This is a genomic window from Enterococcus silesiacus, assembly GCF_001886225.1.
GTDB classification, from domain to species: Bacteria; Bacillota; Bacilli; order Lactobacillales; family Enterococcaceae; genus Enterococcus_L; species Enterococcus_L silesiacus.
The window spans coordinates 77,032-99,614 of record NZ_JXLC01000001.1 but is presented as its reverse complement, the minus strand read 5'-3'; the positions used below and the strand labels follow the sequence as shown (position 1 = coordinate 99,614).

Here is a 22,583-nt window from a genome sequence, read left to right as displayed (position 1 = left end):
AAGTGAACGTAAATCAATGCAAAAAAAAGTAAAAAAGAACCCGTTAGTTGGGGAAAGTAATCCTAAAAAAAATCGTTCAATCATCAAAGGACTTTTTTTATTTAGCCTCGTTATTGCCTGCCTTTGGTTTTTGATTTGTGTGAAAACACACCGCATTGATGGGCATTCTATGGAGCCGACGCTAATAAATAATGATCGAGTCCTGGTTTTTAAAAAAGTGGCTCCGAAAAAGCGTTCATTAATTACCTTTAGCCCAAAAGACAAACCAAATAGCATGTATGTTAAGCGAGTGATTGGAATGCCAGGAGACAAAATTCAGCTAGAGCAAACATCATTGACAATCTTTTCTGCCAAGAATGAGAAGCAAAAGAAAGTAGCTTTATTTGAAGGCGATCAGCCTGATGGAACAACTACGATAGCGCTATCTGCAGAAGTCGCAAGATTAGTTGAGCATTTAACTGAAATTCCAGAAAATAAATATTTTGTTTTAGGTGATAATCGAAAAAAATCTAGAGATAGCCGCCAATTAGGACTGATCGATCGGTCGCAGATCGAAGGTGTTGTGAAGTATCGCTACTACCCGATATCAACACTAGGTTGTATAGATGAATAAATCACAGAAATTAGTGAGGAGAACTATGAAGAAAATCAAAGCGTTTATACAGGTGAATTACTTAGCAGTATTGGCAAGTTTTTTTCTGCCAATACTTATTTTGGCATTTGCGTACTATCAACAGGGAATCTATTATGGCAGTGAGACAACGCTGTTAGCCAGTGATGCATTTGCCCAGTTTTCCAATTTTTATGCCAGCTTTAATAATATGCTACATGGAAAGCAAGATGCTTTATACACATGGTACGGTTCTTTGGGATTAAATTACTGGGCCTTAATGAGTTATTATTTAAATGGAATTTTTACCCCGATTGTCTTTTTCTTTGACAACTTACATATACCCGACGCCATGTATGTGATTACTTTACTAAAGTTTGGCTGTATGGGACTTAGTTTTTGGACATTTACTTATTTTACTTTCAAGTTGCCTCAATGGGTAAAAATTGGCATGAGCATCAGCTATGCTTTGATGAGTTACGGGATTGCTTATTCACCGATGATCATGTGGTTGGATGCACTGGTGTATCTACCGTTAGTGATTCTAGGCATTCATCGCTTGATGGATGAGAAAAAGCCTGGACTGTTGTTTATCAGCTATCTCTTGTTGTTTTTATCTAATTTTTATATGGCATTTATGGTAGGCGTATTTACTTTTTTATATTTTTTCGCCAAATTATGCACAAATTGGGTCAAATACAAAAAAACAATTGGGTTTTATCTGATCACTTCATTGCTTGCAGGTGGCGCTTCGATGATCACGATTTTACCGACAATTTTTGATTTGAGTAATAACGGAGAAAAATTAACGGAAATGACACGCTTATTGACGCCGGATACTGGTCCTTGGGATATGATCACCAAGAGTATGAGCCTGGTTTATGACACCTCTAAATATGAAGCCGCGCCATTTATCTATGCAGGTCTGGTACCGTTAATCTTCTGTCTGTTTTATTTTGTCACTAAAAAAACTGCTTTACGGGACAAACTTATTTATGGAAGTTTAGGCTTGTTGCTGGTGGTTAGTGTGTATATTCAGCCATTGAATTTATTCTGGCATGGACTGCATTCACCAAATATGTTTCTGTTTAGATTTAGCTTTTTGGTTTCATTTTTCATTTTGCTTTTTGCAGGTTATGGTCTGGAGAAAATGGAAAAACAAGAATTGAATCAGCTTGTCAATATCGGAATTGTTTTATTGGGTGTATTCATCAGTGCGTATTTATTTTCTAATAAAAAAAGATATGACTATCTTACAAGAGAGTCATTGGTCGTTTCGGTCGTTTTTCTGTTGTTATATGTAGGATTGGCTTTTGTATATTATCACAATCGCTATCGCAAATTGCTGCCGTTGATCTTTTTGGTGCTGGTCGGAGCGGAGTTAACAATGAATACGCAAGCGATGGTCGCAGGAGTTCGCAAGGATTGGAATTATCCAAAGCGGGAATTGTACAGTGAGTATTATCGCGATATCAAGACATTGACGGATGAAACGAAGCGAATAACGCCTGATTTTTATAGAATGGCGAATGTCGACCCTATTTCTCATAATGAAAGTTTTAATTATGGGTACAGCGGAGTCTCTATGTTTTCATCGATTCGTAATCGGCATTCATCTAGTTACATGAACCAGCTAGGTTTTCGTTCAACTGGGACGAATTTGAACATTGATTACAAAAACAATACCTTATTAATGGATTCATTATTAGGAATCAAATTTAACCTAGGAAGACAAGCACCAATGAAGTACGGCTTCACTAAAATTGCGCATCAAGGTGCGTACGATTTGTATGAAAATCAGTATGCCTTGCCATTAGGAATGCTAACGGATAAAGAGATTTATCAGAAAGAAGCCTTTCATAATCAAGAAAGTCTGCTTAATCATCTGGCTGGAAAAAAACAAGCACTATTTTCTTTCAAAGAACCTAAAGAAATCGCTAAAGAAAATGTGATCGTTCAAAAAGAGGGAGACATTGTTTTTCTATCAGAAGAAAAACCGTCTGCTGATAAAAGCATGACCTGGTCTGTTGAGGTACCAGCTGATTCCCAAGCCTATTTGAACTTACTTGTAGAAGATAGCGGAGCGATGCGGGATGCAGTGGCAGAAGTGACGGTTAACGGGATCAGTCGATCAGCGGATATGCAAAGAACAGGTCAGTATTATAATCTTGGCTACTATGAACAGGCAGCTACTGTAACAGTAAAAGTGGCCTTTCGTGGTGTTCCTGTTATTAAAATGGCACGTCCAGATACCTTGATCTTAAATACCAAAGTGTTTAAATCCACGATCGAAGCAGCGCAAAAAAAGGGTGTTGAGTTTAAAGGCACAGGTAGAAAATTAACGACAGATGTGTCTTTAGAAAAAGAACAGGTTTTATTTACCACCATTCCTTACGATAAAGGCTGGAAAGCCTATGTAGATGGAAAAGTAGTCCCAGTTAAAGCCGTAGAAGAAGCCTTTTTAGCGATGCACATACCAGCGGGTAAGCATCAGGTAGAACTGGTCTTTTTACCACAAGGCTTTGTTTTAGGCGCCAGCTTATTCATTAGCTGTATTGCGTTATTTTCTCTATTTTTCTGGTATACAAGGAAGAATAGAGTGTTGAATAGAGAGGAACATTTAGATGAAAACAATGTATAAAAAAATATTTTTTGTTGCTCTGTTTTTAGTTTTATTGACGGGCTGTTCAGATGGACTATCTAAAGATAAGGCAGTTTTTTCAGGCCAAGGTGTTAGCTATGCCTTTCGATTGCCTGCTACTTGGAAAGAAAGTAGCAATGTTCAGGAAACGTATAATCGTCAAGCAGTCTATGGTGCTGAAGACACTAAAAGTAATTCCCATTTGTTTGTTTTAACGTATTTGAAAAAAGAAGTAAATCGGGATGATTTTGCTAAAAAGACCAGACTTGAATTACAAAAAAGATACAACTATAAAGAGCTATCTGGCGTTTACATGAAAGAATACGAAATTAATCACCATAAAGCCATCAAATATACTTTAAATACGAAATTTAAAGAAAAAGACGTGTGGGCCCACTTTTATTATGTGGAAACGGAGCACGGTTTTGTGGAAATGATTTTTTATTCGGCAAATGACGGAGAGTATAAAAAAAGATCAGAGATCATCGATGCCAGCGTAGAAACGTTAGTAGAAACAGAAGCTAAAACAGCCGATTCAACAGTAGGAGAATCTGGGGTAGAAGATGAGCAAGGCGATACGATTGAAGTTAAAAATGAGCGAATGACGATTGTGATCGATGGTGTAATGAAGTTACCTGATGGCGATAAAAAATCACTGTTGATCATTCGTGCCCAAGTGACTAATAACGGGGATGCGCCATTGACTCCAAATGATTGCCAACAACTAATAAAAGCGACACAAAAAGAAAAGGTCTTAGCTCAAGGAACGATTTCAGAAGAAAATCCTGAATTAGATGTAAAAGGTTTGGTGAAAAATGGCACGAAATCAATTAATAAAGGTGAAACGATTGAGGCGGCACTAGTGTATGAATTAAGCACAGATGATCAACAAGTACTATTGAATTTTTCTAAAGAGGAATTTAAAGATCAGCCAGCTCGCATGATCAATTTATCAGAATGATGATTAGAAAGGAATAATCAATGAAAAAAATAATACGGATAGTCTCAGCCTTCCTGTTGCTTCTGGCGTTAAGCGGCTGTGCGGCATCGAATGGGCATGACACGTTGAATGCCAAAGATAAACCTTTGACTTGGCAAGGAAAAAAAGAAAAACCGTTTGGAAAATTTGAATACAGAAAATTAGATGAAGCAGAGGCTAAAAAATTATTAGAAGATAAGTTTTTAGTAGAGCTGCCACAGTATTATGAAGATATCAATATTGTGTTTAACAAGCATTTTGAAACGGAAGCTAGTAAGCTAGAACCCGTTGAGTATTCCATTACAGCAAATGGGGAGAGCCTTTATTTTAGAGCAATCAACAAATATTCTCAAAATGAAGAGTTAAAATTATTTACGTATATCGATTTTGAGTATCAGTTTGATCAAGAGAAAAAGCAAGCAACCTTAAAAAATCAGACAATAACAATTGCAAACCCAACGCAAGAAGGACAGCTTCCTAAAAATGATTTTGAGGAAACCGTCAAAGATTTGAGCAGTTTAATGAATATGAATATAAGGAAAAATTTAGAAGACCTGCAGACGTTGATGGACAAAGAGAAAGGGAAGCTTGGCGACGCTGTTTTACAAGTATATGAAAATACCAAGGATGCCAAAGCGGCCAATGAATTGCAAAAGTCAATTGCAGTAGAGTTAAACGAGCAAGAGCATATTATACAGACATTTTTCTATATTACAGATACGATCGATGAGGATCAGTAAGAAGGGGAAGTAGATGAATAAATTCAAAAACATTCGACAGAATAAACCAATTTTTTTTCTATTACTATATAGTCTGTTTCTGATCTTGAGTATTGGTAGTATTTATTGGTCATTGATCCATCGTCAGCAGTTATTTTTAGGTGATGATATTCAGTTTCATTTGGGACGGATTGAAGGATTGAAATTGTCTATCTTTAATGGCGATTTCTTTCCTAAGATCAATTATTTTTTCTTAAATGGAATGGGGTATGCTTCAAATATTTTTTATCCAGATTTATTGTTATATCCGGCCGCTTTATTAAGGCTTGCGGGGGTATCTATTGCTCAATCGTATATTATTTATCTGATCGGGATCAATTTTTTAACGTTTGTCATCAGCTATCATGCGTTTTATTTCTGGCGTAAGAGCCCAGCGAAAAGTCTGATGTTCTCACTCTTATACACGTTAGCTTCGTATCGTTTAAGTGATGTGATTTTTCGAGCAGCTTTAGGTGAAATTTTAGCCTTGATGGTACTGCCGATCGCATTTGTCGGATTATTAAAAATTGTTGATGGAGAATATCGGCAGTTTTACTGGTTGACGATTGGGATGGCCTTGCTCTTTGCGAGTCATTTGATCACGGCATTTATCTTCTGTTTGTTTATTGTGGTATTTTTGCTGCTGAATTGGCGTAAGCTAGTTCAAGAAAAACAAAGAGTCGTATTTTTGGCTATTGCAACAGTGAGCACGGTGGGGCTAGTCGCGCTGTACTTATTTCCTATGCTGGAGCAACTCCAATTCCAAAAGCTAGCTGTTCAAACAGATCAGATGTTTTATTTGGAAAAAACAGCCCAATCTTTTTCTTATTATTTGAAAAATGCCTGGAACAATCTTGGATTTAATAACGTGGGTCTATTGCTCTTGGTTATGATGGTTCTTTTCATAGTCAGAATAAAGAATATTTCCAAGTTAGGGAAACAGCTGTTGTTTAGTAGCGTGCTCTTTTTATTTTTGGCGACTAATTATTTTCCGTATCGTTATTTCAATCAAACCTTGTTGAACACTATTCAGTTTCCTTGGCGTTTTTTTACAATAGTAACCTTATGTATGTGTTGGTTAGTCAGTGACCAGCTGGATGTTTTGCTTCCACAAAAAAAATGGGTTCAACGAATGACTCTGCCTTTAATTGGACTAGTGCTGATTGTTTCCAGTCTTTTTTATCAGTCAGGCTTAAAAACGACGGTCTTGGAAAAAGAGCGAATAGTTCCCTATTCATTCTTCTCTGAATTAAATCCAGAAGTCTTGGGTTATGGCCGTGAATATTTGCCCAGTGGGTTTAAATATATGATGGATCCTCATGGCTTGATCATTGAACCGCCGACGACTAAGGTAAGTAATCTGAGCCGGACTTACAATGTAATGACTTTGGATTTTCAAGAAGCTGAAAAAACCAGACTACTCTTTCCAATTATTTATTATAAAGGGTACCAAGTAGAAGTAGAAGGTCAGGCCACGGTCAGTAAAATCAACAAAAGCACGATTCCATATGGCTTTTGTGAAGTTGAGGTGACGGGAACGGGGCGTCTAACTTTTTGGTATGAAGGAACACTGGTGCAAAAAATTTCTGCAGGAGTCTCCTTGATTTCAGCCGTGCTCTTATTGTGTTATATCCTCCTGACAAATGGAAATAACACAGAGTGGAAAAAAATTAAAGCGCGAATCAAGACAAAGGACTAGAAAAATCTCAGACTATAGATGGATGTATCTCTCAAGAATAAAAAGTACAATGAAACAGTAGAGAAATGACAAAGAGGAACAGCCACTAAATAAAAGTCGAAAGAGATTGGGGAAATGAATCATGAAGCGTTTATATAAAACAGTAGTATTTGAGATGAGTTTGTATTATGGGTTACTGGCGATCGTTCTGCCATTGATTTATGCTGTGACCTATCATATATCATTTATGTCCGTATTTAACTTAGAATGGCTTGCTGTGACGTTATTTATATACCCAATCGTGCTAGTTATATCAATGATTCGTTATGGCTATTATCGAGTAAGAAAAACGAGTCACTTTTAATCGAAAAGGATCAGAACATTCAACTAAAAAGGAATGTTCTGATCCTTTTTTTACTGTTTATAAAGGGTCATTATTTGTAATTTGCGAACGGGTGCTATAATCATTCGAGAATGCGTTTATATACGTATTTTAATAAAAAACGTATATATATAATTAAAATGTGATTTAAACGGTTTTTTCATTGTTGTTACACACTTTCATTTAATTTTTTTTCGTTTTAAATTATTCGAAATAGTTATCAGTATTGTAAACTTAATAAAATGTAAAAAATATGGTGATTCCACCAATTTTATTTGTTATTATTAGGGAGGAAAAAGGAGGTGAAATAATGAAAAAATTTGTTGTTATTTTAGGTTTAGTTTCTCTTTTTGGTTTAGGTAATTTAGCTTTATTACCAAGTCAAGCACAAGCTGCTGTGACTGTTTCTGAAACTGTTCCTGCTCAACGTGGTCAATATTTTTCTGCAAATGACGTGAAAAATAGTAGAGCAATTAATTCCGAATTAGCGTTATTAAAACTAACTAAAAAGAATGCTAACTTTGATTTAGTTGTCGGTGAAGTTGACTTCTTTGGCGGAACTGGTTTTAAAAATTTTGAAAAAGCTGAGTTAGAAGCAGTTGTTATGCCTGGAATCCCTGGATATACAGGATACTACACTGTGGAAAATTACAAAGTTTCAAAAGGAAAATGGTTCATGTTTGCTTATGTAGACAAAAAAGGTACGATTAAGGATTACTTCTTCTTAACTCCTGAGAGATAAGTTGAACAAATGCTTGGAAGAGTAGTCAGAGCAATCTGATTATTCTTCCTTTTTTAGGTATTGACATTGAAACGATAGAAGAGCACATCAACTTTGCGCGGATGTGCTCTTCTATCGTTTATAATGTTAATTGTTCCATATTAAATGCGTCAGTCATGGCTTGTGTAGCTTTTTTCATCGGAGTCACAGATTCTAATTCTCCTTGAACTGCGATCCGGGTTGTGGCATACATATCCCCACAAGTGATCAACGTAATCATTTTTTTACCGGGAACATCATCAATCAACTCCACACGTGAAGGATCGATTTTTTCTACGTAAGTGATTTTATATGTATAAACATTCGTTAAATCAGTTGTGTAAATCAATTCTCCTGGTTTTGAATATTCAAGCGGTGAAAACAATGAAATCATATCCTGGACACGATGACTTGCAAGAGCGTAATTCCCTTTGCCCATTTCTTGGTCAGGTTTCATCGTTCCAGCCCCTGTTAGTAAAACAACATTATCCAGTCCTCTGAAAATCGGTAAATTGATTTTTACATCGGGCAGTGCTACAGCACCTACTACGGGTAAATTTTTGTTCGCTAGCTGCGCTTTGAGCACGGCTTCTGTACTTAATGATTCAACTGCTGCAAAATCAAATGTTGTATCTGTTTGATTGTTTTTTTCGATGTCCTCAGGGGTTAACTTTTCAACAGCATATGCTTTTCCATTTTGCTGGATCAACAGGTTTCTGATTTGTGTATTGAAGACAAGAGCTAAACCAACAACTAACAATAAGAATAGGAAGATGTTTATCAGCCAATTTCTTTTTCGGGATTTTTTCTTTTTGGGGCGGTCTGTTCTGGTGGCCATATTCTCCCTCCTTTTTATCCTAGTGTATCATAAATTGTTTTGAAACCCTAGCTTAAAATCTTTAGGTTTTTCTAAATATTGTTTTTAAAAAGGAACCTTAAAAAAAATGCGAAATAAGGCTTTGTGTTCTTGTCGTCAAGAAATGGCAAAGTTAAAAAGTCATTGCTTTTTAACTCTTTGTAACTGAATCTTAAAATAAAAGACACAAGCTTTTCTTTTCGAAATATTGTAGAATAGAGTAGAAGACAATTAATGGGGGTGATAGAACAAATGTTGGATTTGATTTATGTACATATTGATATGACAAGTAATGCAGTATTATCAAAAGGGATCACACATACAGACTTTACTCGCTCCATTGTTCATCACCCTAAAAACTTACTATTACTGAACCCTTCTGCTGAGGAAGGGGAATACGATATGCACAGCGGATTGAAAATTATTCGCGGACAAGAAAATGTTGATCAATATTTTTCTACTACTGAACGTCGTAGAACCAATGAAGAAATCAAATGGATCGATTTTTCAGACGTTACGATGCTCAAGGAATTAACACCACTGGAAATTTCAGAGCTGCTTTATTTTGGGCACATGAAAACAAGTTTGCATTCACCATTCTTTTACAAACTACAAAATGATTTCGTCTTTTTTGAGTTTGTGGATCATATGACGCGCGTTTATTATCGTTATATTGACGAATTTTATCGGATTCTGGCAGATAAAATCACCCGTGTGATTTTAGAAAAAGTCAACGATCGGAAAACATTCTTCAAAAGAGGGGTTTCAGTTGAGAAGCTGGATGGAGAGTTGTTAAAAGAAATGAAGCCGATTTTACAAGAAGGGATTGTTTTTTGTTTCGATCAGATGGACGTTAAAGGCAAAGAATATCATATCCCAATTCACATTGTGGAAGATTCTTTATGGAAAACAAAAAACTTTGCTTATCGAAATGAACCAGTGGTTGCGATCTTGATTTATAATACAGCGAAACGCACATGGCGTTTGATTCAGGAAGATGAATTTGGCTTTACTGATTTACCAAGGCATGCCTAATAATAGAAGAAAGCAACTGATTGAGATATAACTCGTAGCGTTATATCTCAATCAGTTGCTTTTTTATTTTTAAATATTTTTTTGTAATCTTAAGCGCTTGGCAATTTTTTCAATGAGAAAAAGTGCTGGCAGTTGTGAAGTAAGTTCGATTGTTTTGTCATGGTTATCACTCGTTTTATAAATGGTTTCCCGATTGATGGTATAAGGAATATTTAAGTCGGACATGCGGCTGATGGTCGAACTATCACTGTTGGTAATAGAAATAATCGAGCATTTTTTTGTATTTAAACGTTTAATATAATGAATAATTTCTTTGGTTTCGCCAGTTACAGATAATGCGATGACACAGGTTCGAGCTAGGATGTCATCGGGAAACCATTCAATCGGGTAGTTCGAAGGATCTTCAATGCGCAAGGCTGTTTGCGATAAATTGGTAAAATAAAGCGAACCGTAAGCCGCAATGGGTTCAGAGGAGCCTGAGCCAAGAAAAAGTACCAAACCTTTATCTGATAATAGCTCAACGGCTTGCTTGATTTTATTATCAAGGAAGGGCTCATTGATTCGTTCCAGAAAATGGATATGTTGTGTTTCATCTACATCCGCGATTTGGGCTTGATTGATAGAGTCATAATATAATTGAAGCTTGACTTTAAATTCAGAAAAACCGTTGCATTCGAATTTGTGACAAAAACGTAAAATGCTGGCGGTACTAGTGTGTGTTTCATCTGCTAAATCTCTGATTCGCATGTACGTGACAATCTTCAAATGATTGGCAATATAGTGATAAATCTCATACTCTAAAGGATTTAAATCAGGAACATAGTCTAAAAAAAGCATCGTGTCCTCCTTCTAGTTACAAACTGTGACAAAATTGTGAGAAATGACAAAAGATGTTACTTATCACAAAGGAATGAAAGCGCATAACAAAACGTTATAATCAATGCTATACTCCAATTATAAATTGTGAAAGCGTAATCTGCAAGGTGGTAGGATAAGAAATATTCAACACTTGCTGCGTGTTCAAATTTAGATTAAGAAGTGGAGGAACGATGGATGAATAGAACATTTCCAAAGACATTTTTCTGGGGGGCAGCCTCTAGTGCAACGCAAGCGGAAGGGCGAAAAATTGGGGACGGTAAAGGAGAAAACATCTGGGATTATGCGTCAAAAGAATACAATCATCGTTTTTATGATGGCGTTACGACAGAAACTACCTCTTTATTTTATCGTGATTATCAACAGGATATTCAAAAAATGCAGGATATTTCTTTTAACTCATTTCGAACATCGTTGTCTTGGTCACGTTTGATACCGAATGGCACAGGGGCAGTCAATCCTGAGGCAGTCGCTTTTTACAATGACATGATCAATAAATTGATTGCTAAAGGCGTCGAACCGTTTATCAATTTGTATCATTTCGATATTCCAATGGTGCTTCAAGAGAGAGGAGGATTTGAGAATAAAGAGGTGATCGATGCATACAAACAATATGCGAAAACATGCTTTGAGTTATTTGGGGATCGAGTGAAGTATTGGTTTACCTTCAATGAGCCGATGATTCCAGCCGAAGCTGGCTATCTGCATGATCGACATTATCCATATGTTGTTGATTTTAAACGAGCAGCGACTGTCTTACACAATATTATTTTGGCGCATTGCGAAGCGGTTGCTGTCTATCGGAAAATGAATTTATCTGGAAAAATCGGGATCATCATGGATGTGATACCTGTGTATCCTCGCAGTCAAAATCCAGCAGATCTCTATGCGGCTGAAATGGCCGATTTGTTTTATACAAAAAGTGTTAATGACGCTATTTTGAAAGGAAAATATCCGGAACGCTTAAAGGACGTTTTAACAGAATATAATCAAGTGCCAGAAGTGACTGACGCTGATTTAAAACTGATTGCCTCCACAAGCATTGATTTATTAGGAATCAATTATTATCGTCCAAGAAGAGTCAAGGCTAAGGAGTGCGTGCCTAATCCGCAAGGCGTTTTTTCACCGGAATGGTTCTTTGATGAATATGTGATGCCAGGTAGACGAATGAACACCTCTCGTGGCATTGAAATTTATCCTAAAGGAATTTATGATATTGCGAAAAAAATTCAGACAGAATACGGCAATATTGATTGGTTTGTTTCTGAAAATGGGATTGGCATCGAAGGCGAAGAAGCCTTTATTGAAGATGGCATGGTTCAAGATGATTATCGCATCGATTTTTTGAAAGAGCATTTGACGTATTTAAATCAAGCGATGAGTGAAGGAAGTAATTGTTTAGGCTATCATATGTGGACCTTTGTGGATTGTTGGTCGTGGGGCAATGCGTACAAGAATCGCTATGGCTTTTATCGAATGGATCTGGCGACAGGTGCAAAAACAATAAAAAAATCTGGTTTATGGTTTAAAGAGTTGATTGAAAATAATGGATTTGATTAAAGAAAGGATGAGTGATTCTTATGATGAAAACGCTGGATAATTTAGCGATGAAACTATTGCCGATCGCAAATGCGATCGGTAATCAGAGGCATCTACAAGCAATTAGAAATGGTCTGATCTCGATTCTGCCCTTAACGATTGTGGGCTCGTTTTTCACGATTTTGTTGAATCTGCCAATTCCCGGATATTCTGAAATGATTGCGCCTTACTTAGCGGCTTTAGATGTTCCGTTTCGTTTTACGGTTGGGTTGATGTCATTGTATGCGGCATTTACGATCGGTTCATTTCTTGGCAATACGTATAAATTAGATAAGATCACCAGCGGCTTTCTTTCGATGCTGGCGACACTTTTGATGGTCATGCCAGTCAATCTTCAAGAAGGTGTCGATGTCGCTGGAAATGCAGTCGCAGGCGGTCATTATATTCCGATTACACCACTAGGCTCACAAGGATTATTTGGCGCGATCGTGGCGGCGCTGATTTCTGTTGAAATTTATCGTTTTACAAAGGAAAAAAAGCTGGAGATCAAGATGCCTGATGGCGTTCCTCCTGTTGTTGGTGAGTCATTTGCAGCGTTACTGCCGACGCTGTTAGTGATCTTGGTCTTCTGGATCCCTCGTCATTTCTTTAACTTTAATTTAAATGACCTGTTAAGTGTGGCAATTTCACCTTTGAAAGTCTTTTTGACCGGAAATAATATTTTTGGCGGTATTATTACGCAATTTATGATTTGTTTATTCTGGGCTTTAGGGATTCATGGACATGCTGTTTTAGGACCGATCATTCGTCCGTTTTGGGATCAAGCGATCATCGAAAATGCGGAGCTGTTTCAAAATGGAACGAGTGCGTTTCAGTTACCGAATATTTTTACAGAGCAATTTTATCAATGGTATGCGCAAATGGGTGGAACTGGCGCAACGTTAGCACTTGTTTTCTTGTTCTTATTCTCTAAATCAAAATATTTGAAGCAATTAGGGAAGTTATCGATTTTACCCGGCATTTTTAATATCAATGAACCTGTGATTTTTGGAGCACCGATCGTGATGAATCCATTGCTGGCAATTCCGTTTATCACGGTTCCAATCGTGAATACAATTTTGGTTTATATCGTGACAGCACTAGGCTGGATGCCTAAAATGATGGTCAAGCCGCCGTTTTCGATCCCAGCACCTTTGGGAGCGTTGATTACTTCTAATTGGAACTGGGTAGCGTGTGTGATGGTTTTTGTCTGTTTTGCTGTATCACTGGCAATTTATTATCCATTCTTCAAGATGTTCGAAAAAATTCAAGTAGAGCAAGAGCAACAAGGTGAATCAGGTGCACCAAGTGAAGGAATGTAACGCAAGTATCGGAGGGCGAGTAGATGGTTTACGTTATTAGCGGTGGTATCATATTTGGTACACATTATTTATTAAAAGAAAATCAGTGGTTGCTTAAAAATAAGCTTTGGCAATTGATTTTGGGCGCTATTTTGATCGTGGGTGTTGCGATTATAGTAAGTACTTGGATCGGTTCGTTGTTTCCTGTGATTGGCGCAACGTTAGTATGTTCGACAATGCTTCAAATTAAATACACGCATCAAATGGCGAGCCAACGGTTAGCATAGAAAATGTTTATTTTCGGAGAAGCTGGTCTGATTCCTTTTATATGATAGAATTAGGATATATTAGTCAAGGAGAATGATTTCAAGATGAATAGATATATATCATTGCTAAGAGGAATCAATGTAAGTGGAAAAAATAAGATATCCATGCCCCAATTAAAAATAACTTTTGAGGAACTTGGTTTTTCTAATGTTTCTACCTATATCAATAGTGGGAATGTGCTCTTTAATAGTGAACGTACAGACAAAAACGAGCTAGTGATAATAATAAAAAAAGCAATACAAGATGATTTTCAGTTGGAGCTACCCGTAGTAGTCGTAACTTCAGAAGAACTTCAAGATACTTTTAAGAATGCACCTGACTGGTGGAATACGGCTAACAAAGAAGTCTACCATAATACAATTTTTATGGTTTCACCGACTACTGTAGAGGAAGTAGTCGAAGTGATGGGAGAACTCAAACCAGAATATGAGAAAATCCATTTATATAATGATGTTATATTTTGGTCTGCTGATCTGAAAAATTTTTCTAAAACAAGATGGTCTAAGCTTGCAAGTTCATCGGTAAATAATAAAGTAACGGTCAGAAATGCCAATACAGTCAAGAAACTTATTGAGTTGGCGAAGACTTGATTTTTCTATTTTTAAGCCTAGATCATTTTTATTACTGTTCATTAAAATAAGAAACCCGAAGCAAAACTGATTGTTAGTTTTGTTTCGGGTCCTTTTTTTCTTCTATTTCATTTTCCTTATCTTTCAATGCATCTTCAATTTCTTTATGCAAGAAATAAGAGATCACTGTTCGGATTACAACTAAAATAGCTAGTTTTAAGATATCTTGAAAAGTTGGTTTAATGATCGATTCAATGATGTCTGCGGCAATCAGTATTTCCAAGCTTAGTAGAATATAGCTGCCTAAAAAACTTTTAATAAAGTTATTCTGCCGAGCCATGACAATACGATTTCGATCCGTGCGCTCACTTTTCAAAAAATCGATCCCCGCCATAATAACGCCCCAAATCAACACAACAATGGAAAAAATATTCAACGCCAAAATGAAGAGATCAAAAAAAGGAATTAGATTATCCATGATGTTTTGAGCTAAATCATGCATTTAGTAGGCCTCCTTTGGTTGTAGTTTGATGAGTTTATCGCAGTTCTTAGGCTACTGGATTGATTTTTTTTGCAGAAACTAACAACATCATTGGTCTGCGAAGTTCTTGCCGCATCTCAGCGTTTGCTTCCAACATTTCAGGAGCAGGCATAGGTTCCACCAAACGCATAAGTTGAAAACCGTTTGTTAATAGTCCATCTAAATAGGTCGTTAAGGTTTTATGGTACTTCATCACCGTTTCACCTAAGAAAGTTGTTTCGCGAATACTTTCATCAAAGTAGCGGTCAACGGGCCAATAGATTGGTTCGCCTTTTTGATCGTAGATCCAGTCTTGTGTTCCTTTCGCTGTAAAAATTGGATGCTCTGTTGAAAAGACAAAGACACCGCCAGTATTTAAACAATGATTGACCTTTTGTGCGATTTCATTAAATGAAGAAACGTAATGAAGTGCTAAAGAACTGATGACAATATCAAATGTTTCATTTAGACCATTAATTTCTTCCATGCCCATTAAATGATAACTAATTTTTGGAGAATCCGTCATTTCTTTAGCTTTCTCGATCATTTTTTCAGATAAGTCGATCCCAATGACCTTTTCAGCACCATGTTCAACTGCATAACGACAATGCCAACCATAGCCGCAACCAAGGTCTAAAACGCTTTTTCCCTTGAAATCAGGCAGCAGTTTTTTTAGCTCATGCCATTCACCGGCACCTTCAAGACCTTTTCTAGAACGATCCATTTGGCTATATGCCTCGAAAAAGTGTGGGTTATCGTATTCGTTTTTCATCGTCTATCTCCTTTTAATGAGCATGCTTTCTCTGTCATTTATTGTATCAGATTGCTAGGAGAATACCCATAAAAGAGCATTTAAATAAAGTGATTGGGGCACAACTCTGCGAGTCATCTCTCAATCACACGGAATCCGTAAAGAGGTTTCTGTCCTAACCTCTTTACAGGAAAATATGACCACAATCTTTTAGTACAAGGACGGCTTTTTCTTTATCTTTGTTTTTGATTAAAAGATAGTCCGTATTATAAGTAGATAAAGCAAAAATTGAGATCTGATTCTCGGCTAAAGGATTGGCTAATTGTGTTAAAATGCCAACTAAAGAAAAGTCCAATTCGCCCATGACTTGAATAATTACCCAATCGTCATCAACAGAAAGCGCTTGTTCTGTTGATAGTGTGTTGGCCGGTACAATGATTGAGCACTCGTTCTCTGTGTAAGTAATACTTTTAAAGGCTTTTATCTCATGAAATAGCATAGGGATTTCGGAATGTGCGGGGAATTTCATGATTGCATAGTTTATTTTATCTAGTAGTTTTAGTTGCATAGCATTTCCTCCTGGAATCAAATTGGAATCTGTAAATACACTTGAGATCCGTAAGTTAGTGAGTCATTTCCAGTATCTTTAAAACCAGCTTCTAAACGTAGAGCTTGTGTAAATGCTTTGTCTTCATTCACAACAATTATAAGTTGATCGATCATTGAAAAGTGCTGGCGAATGAAGGACGGTAGTAATTCAACAGCTTGTTTGATATAGCCATTTCTTAAATGGCGGTAGTCAGTAGAAAGATCCTGCACCAATAAGCTACTGTTATTATCAGAGTAAGGACTGCCCTCTGTTGCTTCAAAAAGTGTCATAAACGCAACTAAGTACTCACCTTCAAATACGAGAACAGCGTGCCGTTTGGGGTCTTTTTTGGTTAAAGTTAACGCTATTTTTGGTTCACGGACATAGCGAAGTTTTTTTTCTGACAAGCAATAATTATCGATAGCTGTTTGGTGTGTGTCATCATACATTGCTAGATACATGGTGTCTCCTCCTGCCTCGTTTGACGTGTATATGTGAACTGAAAAATAACAAATCATTGATGTTTGTAGTATAACTTGTTTGAAACCTCCTGTGCAGTGACTTTACCGTTTTTTTTATTGGTGTGAAAAGACTGCCGTCAAATTCTTGCTGATTGATTGGATTGGTGCATAGTGTTAAATTAATTTTATCATAGATTAAGGGAGGTGGAGTACAAAATCGAAAAAATTACTATCGATTAGGGCTATTTGTTGAATAGGCGTAATAAGCTTATACTTTAGGATAAAAAAATAGTGACTGGGACATAACTCTGCGAGTCATATCCTAATCACTTTCTATCCGAATAAACGGTGGGAGCAGAAGTAGCTACTTCGATCACATCAAACTCTAAATGCTAAAGCACTGCTTTGGAGATAAGCTAAACACTCCTGTCCAACCTCTATTTTTTACTGAATAAGTCGCTTATCATTTTTTGATAAGGTACTTACTTTTTTTATATGTTCAACAGTGATCATCCGGATCTGTTGGCTGTCTTCTTGTAATCGTAGCATAATAGAATCGCCTATGCTTTTAGAAACGATCCATCCAGAAACTGTTTCAAATTTTTGAGAAGTCGGCACTTCTTTTAATTGTAGAACAACTAAACTTTTTTTGGCGGAGGCAACTTGTAATTTATTAAGAATTTCTTCACGCTCTTTATTCTTACTCTGCTTATCTTTAGAGTCCTCTAAAAATGCCGAAAAGAAACTTTGGGAAGATTGGCTGATCAATTTTGAAATGCTTTTCATTGTTGATTTGTGGTCATTATCCATTCTTCTACCTCCTTCACGAATTTACTGTTACTATCAGACTCTGAACGATCAGATACTATCATTCTACCTAAAAAAGAAGAATAGTTCAAGAAAATCTGTTCGTAATAAATTTATAAATGATTATTCCTACTTGCTTTTTTTGGTAGATTCAGTAATATAAGAAGTACCGATTACGATCTAAGTAATGAATTTGGAAGTGAAGTTCGACAAAAGCTTTCAACTTAAAAGAGGGAGATACCAATGAAACAAAAACAAACCAAAAAAACGAACGTTTATATCATAGTGTTATTAGTAGTAACAGCATTTGCAGGTGCAATTTTGGCAAAAATAGCCCCAATGGAAGAAGGACATGGTTTTTCAGCATTATTCAGTGATGGAAAGGCTGATGAGACAAAAGTAACTGAAACAAGTGAAAGTAAAAAAGAGTCAGAAAAAGTCAAAAAACTAACATATACGGAACAAATCAACCAAGATATGAACCAAAGTAAATTTACTAACAGAATGCCAATCAACTTATTGTTGCAAACGGATGAAAGATGGAAAGTAACACCCTACGGTATAGGAAATCCAGAAGGAGATACCCTAGAAATCAATGGCTGTGCGATCCTTTCTTTAGCGATGGTATCGTCATACTTGGATAATAAGACTTATACACCGCAGGATATTCTAAATTGGTCAAAAAATGATTACTTTGTAGAAGGCGAAGGCACTGCGTGGTCGATATTCTCTGATTTTGCCATGGAAAAAGGCTATCAATTTGAAGATCTTGAAACAGATATCTCGGCTGTAGAAGAACACCTAAAGCAAAAACATCCTGTGATTATTTCAGTGAAACCAGGCTTGTTTACTGAAGTTGGGCATATCATGGTACTGAGCGGTACAAATAACGGGAAATTCTGGGTGAATGATCCGAATGATTCTGAGACAAAAGGACATTCAAATAAGGAATTCACGTCGGATGAGTTACTGAATGAAGCCGTAAATTTTTGGGCGATGTATAAATAAGTAGTGATAAAAAAAGAGAAAAGCTGACCTTTATTTGAAGTCGGCTTTTTTTGTAGGTGTCTAAAAAAAGAAAACGTTTTATTTTTTTCTTCAAACGTATTGACATGGGATGGTTCCCACAGTATACAATTAGGGTATAACAAGGAAACGGAGTGAACCAGATGAAAATTATTATTGAAAAAAACTTTGAAGCAATGAGTGAAACGACTAAAAATATTTTATTCGGACATATGAGTCAGGATAAACGCGTCAATTTATCAATTACAGCAGGTAATACTCCTGTAGGTGTCTATAAAAAAATGGTGGAGGTCGTAAAAGATTCACCTGATTACACCAATGTTCATTATTATAATTTTGATGAAATTCCTGTAGCGAATCAAGCAGAAGGTGTCACCATCACTGATTTGCGAAAATTATACTTAACGCCTGCTAATATCAATGAAGCTAATATCCATCCACTAACTGTTGAAAATTATGCTGAACAAGACAAACGCTTGGCGATGGATGGCGGATTGGATGCGATGTTGATCGGTTTAGGCGGAGATGGACACTTCTGTGGAAATATGCCGACAACAACAAGTTTTGAAAATCTAACATATAAGATAAAAGTAACGGGTGATGAGCCATGGTTTGTACCAGATATGATGGAAAAAGGTCTGGAATTCGTTACGATGGGACCAGTCAGTGTGATGCGAGTGAAACATTTGATTTTGATCGTTAATGGCGAGAAGAAAGCAGAAATGGTAAAAAACGTGTTACAAGGACCAGTGACAGAAGAGTATCCAGCCTCTGTTTTACAGCTACATCCTAATCTGACAGTTATTTTGGATGAAGAAGCTGCAAGCAAACTAGAAAAATAGGCTAGAAAGACTAAGGCATAAAATCGTCTTAGTTTTTTTTACCTAATTTACAAACGTACGTTCTCGTGGTATTCTTATATAAAATAAATAAGAATGGGGTAGAATATGGAAAAAGTACGTTGTGATTGGGCTAGCGGAAATGAATTAGAAGAAAAATACCACGATGAAGAGTGGGGAGTAGCTGAACATGAGGATCAGAAGCTATTTGAAATGTTGCTTTTGGAAAGTATGCAAGCTGGGTTAAGTTGGTCAACGATCCTAAAAAAAAGAGCGACTTTGACGAATGCCTACGATCAATTTGACTACGTCAAGATTGCTGAATATACGCAAGAAAAAATCGATTCTTTGCTAGAAGATCCAGGAATTATTCGGAATAAGTTGAAGGTCAATGCAGCGATCAACAATGCGCAGGTATTTATGAAGATTCAAGAGGAATATGGCAGTTTTGACCAATTCATCTGGGCATATGTCGACGGAAAACCAATTAAAAATCGCTGGAAAGATATCAAAGAAGTACCGGCTTCTACAGCGCTATCTGATAAAATAAGCAAAGATTTGAAGAAAAAAGGGTTTAAGTTTCTAGGGACAACAACAGTTTACGCTTTCATGCAGGCCACAGGTATGGTAGATGATCATTTAATGCATTGTTTCAAGAGTCAAGTGAACTAAAAAACGGCTGGAACAAAAAAATAATGAGAAGCGATTTTATTAACAGAATAGGATAGATCGAAGCTGTCCAGTAATGACCGCCTTGATCTATCCTATTCTCATTCACTCTTATTAATTAGTGGATATATGAAGTATTTCATATAAAGTAGCATCATGTTGCTGTGGTTTTTCAGTGTAAAATCCGAAGACGACCGCTTGCCACTTGTCTGGATTATAAACAATCAGTTTTCCTACGCTATTTTCTGGTAAGCTTGCTTGGACACTGATTAGCTCATTTGGCATCTGTAGCAATGATGAGCGTTCTTTGATCGGAATAGTTTGTTCCAGTAAGTAAGCGGCATCCGAGAAATGATTTTCTAAATTTAACGTTAGAGGAACGCCGATTTGAATCGCTTGCCAGCCAAAATCACGAATGATATTGTCGTAAAAACCTGCAAAAATAAATTGATTCATTCCCTCAGAATCGTTCCATACATACAAAGGAGCATAGGAGTTAGAAACTGCCCCTTGCACTTTTTCTGAAATAAGATAAGCTTTAAAGAGCAGATGTTTAAATTTGTCTGTTTTGGCACCATTTTCTTTGACACGTTTTCTAATCAGCGACATATCGTAATCATCTGGTAAAGTTATTTTATATTGCATTGCATTCAATTGAATCAGCTCCTATTCTTGATAAACTCAGTATATTATTTTTAAATAGTGTTGCATAATACAAAAAAATGATATATGGTATCAGTAATTGTGATAGCAAGAAATGGGTGGGAAGATGGAACTGAATGATTTAAAAATCTTTCAATGTGTAACAGCCGCAGGTTCAATGTCAGAAGCTGCCAGAGTCATGGGGTATGCTCAATCCAATATAACTGAACGCATCAGACTACTAGAGCAAGAGTTAACAGTGCGTCTTTTTGAACGAACGAATCGCGGTGTTAAACTGCTTCCAGAGGGCGAAAAATTACTGGAATATGCAACTGTAATTTTAGCTCAGGTTGATAAAATCGAAGCACATTATAAAAATTTACCAATCAGAATTGGCTGTACACAAACAATTGCTTCTAGCTACTTTGATTTGATGGATGTTATCAACTATCGACCTGCAATTGAATTACTGATTGATAGCACGAATCGATTAGAATCAATGTATGTAAAAAAAGAAATTGATGTATTTATTACGAACAAAACGACTGCTCTCAACAAAAACGTTTTGCTGAACGAAACCGTTGGTTGGCTGTCTGTAACAGGTGCGCCTGAGGTTTACCTGATCAGCCGAGATAGAGAATGTCCTTATAGAAAGATGATGCTGTCTTTAATCAATCCGCCGACATGTAAAATTGTTGAAGTTGATTCTATTCACTTGATGATTGACCTGATTAAAAAAGGAGCAGGTCGATCTATTTTACCCGAGCGTTTCTCTCAGGAGAAACAGAATCAGTCGTTGCTTTTCGATAAAATAGAAGAGCAAGTTCCTATCTATATCGTTGGAAATGAAAGGAACACACAACCTGTTCTTTTATTTTTAGAGCATAGCAGCGGTTTGAGATAGAGAGGATTTGATTTGTATGAGTTATATCTATAAAGATATCAGTGTAAACTATGAGAAATTGTCAGGGGCCGAACAGGAAGTTATTGATTTTATTTTGAAATTTGAAAATATTGAGCGCTTAAAGTTAAAAGATATTAAAGATGAGTTATTCGTCTCGAATGCTACGATCATCCGAGCCTGTAAAAAATTAAATTATGCGACGTTTAATGAATTAAAATATGCTTTTGTTTTATCAGGAAAAGAACGACAGAGTGCTTTTCCAGTAGAACCTGACTTTTTTCGGATTTTGGAGAATATAAAAAAAGACACATTAACAACATTGAAGTTAATTGATGAAAAAAAGGTTGATGAAATATGCGATTGTTTGATCAATGCAAGACGAATTTTTTGTGTGGGAACAGGATCTAGTGCATTGGCAGCTTCTGAGTTTAATCATAAATTAAAATTGATTGATCTTTGGAGCAATGATTATTTGGACAACTTTTCAATCAAACGGATTCCTCAAATCAGTACGGCTCAAGACGTCGTCGTTGTTTTTTCTTTGAGTGGTCAAGTGGATGAAATCAATGAACTCATGATTAAAGCAAAAAGCAATGGAACAACGATTATTGCCATTACCAATATGTCCGCTAATCGACTAAAATCAATCAGTACATACTTTCTATTGGCTTACAGTAGTCCTAGTAATCGCAAGAAGCTTCGCTCCAGATTGATGCTTTACGTGATGAGTACCTTGATTTATGAAAAGCTAATCTCGAAAATATCTATAGTTGATTAAATTTTTACTTGAATAGTATTTTTAGCTAGAATCAAGTGTTCTTCTTGCAAATTATGGTTGAGATGGGAGCAGTTAACTCAGAAGCTTGCGTAGTGTTTCTTCTCACCATGTATTTGAACTAACTTAGAGCCAGGTATAACTCTTTTGAGTTATACCTGGCTCTAAGCTCTTTTTGATTTTTAACCACAGCAAGCTACAAATTTTAAACAGTTGTTAGCGAAATGAAACGGAAACTTCTTGTCAAAAG

25 protein-coding genes are annotated in these 22,583 nt (G+C 36.5%); 17 read left to right on the top strand and 8 right to left on the bottom strand.

Annotated elements, in window-relative coordinates; translation table 11 throughout:
• Positions 1-16 precede the first annotated feature (16 nt).
• The 7 genes from lepB (at position 17) to RV15_RS00430 (ending at position 7,790) form a co-directional block, all read left to right on the top strand.
• Entirely contained in the window at positions 17-613 is a 597-nt protein-coding gene (gene lepB / locus RV15_RS00460; protein WP_071876097.1) for a signal peptidase I, read from the top strand.
• 25 nt (positions 614-638) lie between these two features.
• Positions 639-3,251 (top strand): YfhO family protein, encoded by a 2,613-nt coding sequence (locus RV15_RS00455; protein WP_071876096.1) that lies wholly within the window; start codon positions 639-641, stop codon positions 3,249-3,251.
• Positions 3,235-4,212 (top strand): DUF5067 domain-containing protein, encoded by a 978-nt coding sequence (locus tag RV15_RS00450; RefSeq protein WP_071876095.1) that lies wholly within the window; start codon positions 3,235-3,237, stop codon positions 4,210-4,212. The genes RV15_RS00455 and RV15_RS00450 overlap by 17 nt, the downstream gene beginning before the upstream one ends.
• Positions 4,213-4,232: 20 nt before the next feature.
• On the top strand, positions 4,233-4,970 hold the full coding sequence (locus tag RV15_RS00445; RefSeq protein WP_071876094.1) for a hypothetical protein: 738 nt from the start codon (positions 4,233-4,235) through the stop codon (positions 4,968-4,970).
• Between the two features lie 13 nt (positions 4,971-4,983).
• Complete coding sequence (locus RV15_RS00440; protein WP_071876093.1) at positions 4,984-6,687, top strand: YfhO family protein; 1,704 nt, start codon at positions 4,984-4,986, stop codon at positions 6,685-6,687.
• A 121-nt stretch (positions 6,688-6,808) separates the two neighbouring features.
• A complete protein-coding gene (locus RV15_RS00435; protein WP_071876092.1) occupies positions 6,809-7,030 on the top strand; it encodes a hypothetical protein in 222 nt (73 codons plus the stop codon).
• A 328-nt stretch (positions 7,031-7,358) separates the two neighbouring features.
• Positions 7,359-7,790 carry a hypothetical protein gene (locus RV15_RS00430; protein WP_071876091.1) on the top strand — a complete coding sequence of 144 codons (432 nt, stop codon included), beginning with the start codon at positions 7,359-7,361 and terminating at the stop codon, positions 7,788-7,790.
• 118 nt (positions 7,791-7,908) lie between these two features.
• On the opposite strand, the gene RV15_RS00425 is transcribed toward RV15_RS00430, so the two are convergent.
• Positions 7,909-8,646 (bottom strand): class A sortase, encoded by a 738-nt coding sequence (locus tag RV15_RS00425; RefSeq protein ID WP_071876090.1) that lies wholly within the window; start codon positions 8,644-8,646, stop codon positions 7,909-7,911.
• 270 nt (positions 8,647-8,916) lie between these two features.
• Here RV15_RS00425 and RV15_RS00420 point away from each other — a divergent pair, with 270 nt between their 5' ends.
• On the top strand, positions 8,917-9,699 hold the full coding sequence (locus RV15_RS00420; protein WP_071876224.1) for a hypothetical protein: 783 nt from the start codon (positions 8,917-8,919) through the stop codon (positions 9,697-9,699).
• 69 nt (positions 9,700-9,768) lie between these two features.
• Here RV15_RS00420 and RV15_RS00415 read toward each other — a convergent pair whose 3' ends face one another.
• A complete protein-coding gene (locus RV15_RS00415; RefSeq protein ID WP_025871755.1) occupies positions 9,769-10,536 on the bottom strand; it encodes a MurR/RpiR family transcriptional regulator in 768 nt (255 codons plus the stop codon).
• A gap of 216 nt (positions 10,537-10,752) precedes the next feature.
• On the opposite strand from RV15_RS00415, the gene RV15_RS00410 reads away from it, so the two are divergent.
• The 4 genes from RV15_RS00410 to RV15_RS00395 all read left to right on the top strand — a co-directional run bounded on the left by RV15_RS00410 (position 10,753) and on the right by RV15_RS00395 (position 14,371).
• A complete protein-coding gene (locus RV15_RS00410; protein WP_071876089.1) occupies positions 10,753-12,135 on the top strand; it encodes a glycoside hydrolase family 1 protein in 1,383 nt (460 codons plus the stop codon).
• 23 nt (positions 12,136-12,158) lie between these two features.
• Positions 12,159-13,475: a PTS sugar transporter subunit IIC gene (locus RV15_RS00405; protein WP_071876223.1), complete on the top strand. Its 1,317-nt coding sequence runs from the start codon at positions 12,159-12,161 to the stop codon at positions 13,473-13,475.
• 23 nt (positions 13,476-13,498) lie between these two features.
• Entirely contained in the window at positions 13,499-13,741 is a 243-nt protein-coding gene (locus tag RV15_RS00400; protein ID WP_071876088.1) for a hypothetical protein, read from the top strand.
• 84 nt (positions 13,742-13,825) lie between these two features.
• Positions 13,826-14,371, top strand: coding sequence for a DUF1697 domain-containing protein (locus RV15_RS00395; protein ID WP_071876087.1), 546 nt, complete (start codon positions 13,826-13,828; stop codon positions 14,369-14,371).
• A gap of 73 nt (positions 14,372-14,444) precedes the next feature.
• On the opposite strand, the gene RV15_RS00390 is transcribed toward RV15_RS00395, so the two are convergent.
• The 5 genes from RV15_RS00390 to RV15_RS00370 form a co-directional block, all read right to left on the bottom strand.
• A complete protein-coding gene (locus RV15_RS00390; RefSeq protein ID WP_071876086.1) occupies positions 14,445-14,852 on the bottom strand; it encodes a DUF1622 domain-containing protein in 408 nt (135 codons plus the stop codon).
• Positions 14,853-14,898: 46 nt separating this feature from the next.
• Positions 14,899-15,642: a class I SAM-dependent methyltransferase gene (locus tag RV15_RS00385; protein WP_071876085.1), complete on the bottom strand. Its 744-nt coding sequence runs from the start codon at positions 15,640-15,642 to the stop codon at positions 14,899-14,901.
• A 163-nt stretch (positions 15,643-15,805) separates the two neighbouring features.
• Positions 15,806-16,189 carry an ACT domain-containing protein gene (locus RV15_RS00380; RefSeq protein WP_071876084.1) on the bottom strand — a complete coding sequence of 128 codons (384 nt, stop codon included), beginning with the start codon at positions 16,187-16,189 and terminating at the stop codon, positions 15,806-15,808.
• Positions 16,190-16,206: 17 nt separating this feature from the next.
• On the bottom strand, positions 16,207-16,671 hold the full coding sequence (locus RV15_RS00375) for a GNAT family N-acetyltransferase (RefSeq protein ID WP_071876083.1): 465 nt from the start codon (positions 16,669-16,671) through the stop codon (positions 16,207-16,209).
• Between the two features lie 444 nt (positions 16,672-17,115).
• Positions 17,116-17,481, bottom strand: a complete 366-nt coding sequence (locus RV15_RS00370; RefSeq protein ID WP_071876082.1) for a hypothetical protein — start codon at positions 17,479-17,481, stop codon at positions 17,116-17,118.
• 240 nt (positions 17,482-17,721) lie between these two features.
• On the opposite strand from RV15_RS00370, the gene RV15_RS00365 reads away from it, so the two are divergent.
• The 3 genes from RV15_RS00365 to RV15_RS00355 all read left to right on the top strand — a co-directional run bounded on the left by RV15_RS00365 (position 17,722) and on the right by RV15_RS00355 (position 20,015).
• Complete coding sequence (locus tag RV15_RS00365) at positions 17,722-18,486, top strand: C39 family peptidase (protein WP_071876081.1); 765 nt, start codon at positions 17,722-17,724, stop codon at positions 18,484-18,486.
• A gap of 161 nt (positions 18,487-18,647) precedes the next feature.
• On the top strand, positions 18,648-19,346 hold the full coding sequence (locus RV15_RS00360; RefSeq protein WP_071876080.1) for a glucosamine-6-phosphate deaminase: 699 nt from the start codon (positions 18,648-18,650) through the stop codon (positions 19,344-19,346).
• Between the two features lie 105 nt (positions 19,347-19,451).
• Complete coding sequence (locus RV15_RS00355) at positions 19,452-20,015, top strand: DNA-3-methyladenine glycosylase I (protein ID WP_071876079.1); 564 nt, start codon at positions 19,452-19,454, stop codon at positions 20,013-20,015.
• A gap of 111 nt (positions 20,016-20,126) precedes the next feature.
• On the opposite strand, the gene RV15_RS00350 is transcribed toward RV15_RS00355, so the two are convergent.
• Positions 20,127-20,666, bottom strand: coding sequence for a DUF4865 family protein (locus RV15_RS00350; protein WP_139242945.1), 540 nt, complete (start codon positions 20,664-20,666; stop codon positions 20,127-20,129).
• Between the two features lie 115 nt (positions 20,667-20,781).
• Between RV15_RS00350 and RV15_RS00345 the strand changes: the two genes are divergently transcribed.
• Positions 20,782-21,558: a LysR family transcriptional regulator gene (locus RV15_RS00345; protein WP_071876078.1), complete on the top strand. Its 777-nt coding sequence runs from the start codon at positions 20,782-20,784 to the stop codon at positions 21,556-21,558.
• A gap of 16 nt (positions 21,559-21,574) precedes the next feature.
• The gene (locus RV15_RS00340) at positions 21,575-22,336 is read left to right on the top strand and encodes a MurR/RpiR family transcriptional regulator (RefSeq protein ID WP_071876077.1); all 762 of its coding nucleotides are present in this window, start codon (positions 21,575-21,577) and stop codon (positions 22,334-22,336) included.
• Positions 22,337-22,583: the final 247 nt, after the last annotated feature.

What these genes read in the sequence shown, in the direction of transcription:
- RV15_RS00400 (WP_071876088.1), top strand. Translation starts at nt 13,499, where the DNA reads ATGGTTTACGTTATTAGCGGTGGTATCATATTTGGTACACATTATTTA.
- RV15_RS00425 (WP_071876090.1), bottom strand. Translation starts at nt 8,646, where the DNA reads ATGGCCACCAGAACAGACCGCCCCAAAAAGAAAAAATCCCGAAAAAGA.
- RV15_RS00440 (WP_071876093.1), top strand. Translation starts at nt 4,984, where the DNA reads ATGAATAAATTCAAAAACATTCGACAGAATAAACCAATTTTTTTTCTA.
- RV15_RS00450 (WP_071876095.1), top strand. Translation starts at nt 3,235, where the DNA reads ATGAAAACAATGTATAAAAAAATATTTTTTGTTGCTCTGTTTTTAGTT.
- RV15_RS00360 (WP_071876080.1), top strand. Translation starts at nt 18,648, where the DNA reads ATGAAAATTATTATTGAAAAAAACTTTGAAGCAATGAGTGAAACGACT.
- RV15_RS00395 (WP_071876087.1), top strand. Translation starts at nt 13,826, where the DNA reads ATGAATAGATATATATCATTGCTAAGAGGAATCAATGTAAGTGGAAAA.
- RV15_RS00380 (WP_071876084.1), bottom strand. Translation starts at nt 16,189, where the DNA reads ATGCAACTAAAACTACTAGATAAAATAAACTATGCAATCATGAAATTC.
- RV15_RS00405 (WP_071876223.1), top strand. Translation starts at nt 12,159, where the DNA reads ATGAAAACGCTGGATAATTTAGCGATGAAACTATTGCCGATCGCAAAT.
- RV15_RS00375 (WP_071876083.1), bottom strand. Translation starts at nt 16,671, where the DNA reads ATGTATCTAGCAATGTATGATGACACACACCAAACAGCTATCGATAAT.
- RV15_RS00390 (WP_071876086.1), bottom strand. Translation starts at nt 14,852, where the DNA reads ATGCATGATTTAGCTCAAAACATCATGGATAATCTAATTCCTTTTTTT.
- RV15_RS00430 (WP_071876091.1), top strand. Translation starts at nt 7,359, where the DNA reads ATGAAAAAATTTGTTGTTATTTTAGGTTTAGTTTCTCTTTTTGGTTTA.
- RV15_RS00365 (WP_071876081.1), top strand. Translation starts at nt 17,722, where the DNA reads ATGAAACAAAAACAAACCAAAAAAACGAACGTTTATATCATAGTGTTA.
- lepB (WP_071876097.1), top strand. Translation starts at nt 17, where the DNA reads ATGCAAAAAAAAGTAAAAAAGAACCCGTTAGTTGGGGAAAGTAATCCT.
- RV15_RS00345 (WP_071876078.1), top strand. Translation starts at nt 20,782, where the DNA reads ATGGAACTGAATGATTTAAAAATCTTTCAATGTGTAACAGCCGCAGGT.
- RV15_RS00455 (WP_071876096.1), top strand. Translation starts at nt 639, where the DNA reads ATGAAGAAAATCAAAGCGTTTATACAGGTGAATTACTTAGCAGTATTG.
- RV15_RS00385 (WP_071876085.1), bottom strand. Translation starts at nt 15,642, where the DNA reads ATGAAAAACGAATACGATAACCCACACTTTTTCGAGGCATATAGCCAA.
- RV15_RS00340 (WP_071876077.1), top strand. Translation starts at nt 21,575, where the DNA reads ATGAGTTATATCTATAAAGATATCAGTGTAAACTATGAGAAATTGTCA.
- RV15_RS00410 (WP_071876089.1), top strand. Translation starts at nt 10,753, where the DNA reads ATGAATAGAACATTTCCAAAGACATTTTTCTGGGGGGCAGCCTCTAGT.
- RV15_RS00415 (WP_025871755.1), bottom strand. Translation starts at nt 10,536, where the DNA reads ATGCTTTTTTTAGACTATGTTCCTGATTTAAATCCTTTAGAGTATGAG.
- RV15_RS00420 (WP_071876224.1), top strand. Translation starts at nt 8,917, where the DNA reads ATGTTGGATTTGATTTATGTACATATTGATATGACAAGTAATGCAGTA.
- RV15_RS00355 (WP_071876079.1), top strand. Translation starts at nt 19,452, where the DNA reads ATGGAAAAAGTACGTTGTGATTGGGCTAGCGGAAATGAATTAGAAGAA.
- RV15_RS00445 (WP_071876094.1), top strand. Translation starts at nt 4,233, where the DNA reads ATGAAAAAAATAATACGGATAGTCTCAGCCTTCCTGTTGCTTCTGGCG.
- RV15_RS00370 (WP_071876082.1), bottom strand. Translation starts at nt 17,481, where the DNA reads ATGGATAATGACCACAAATCAACAATGAAAAGCATTTCAAAATTGATC.
- RV15_RS00435 (WP_071876092.1), top strand. Translation starts at nt 6,809, where the DNA reads ATGAAGCGTTTATATAAAACAGTAGTATTTGAGATGAGTTTGTATTAT.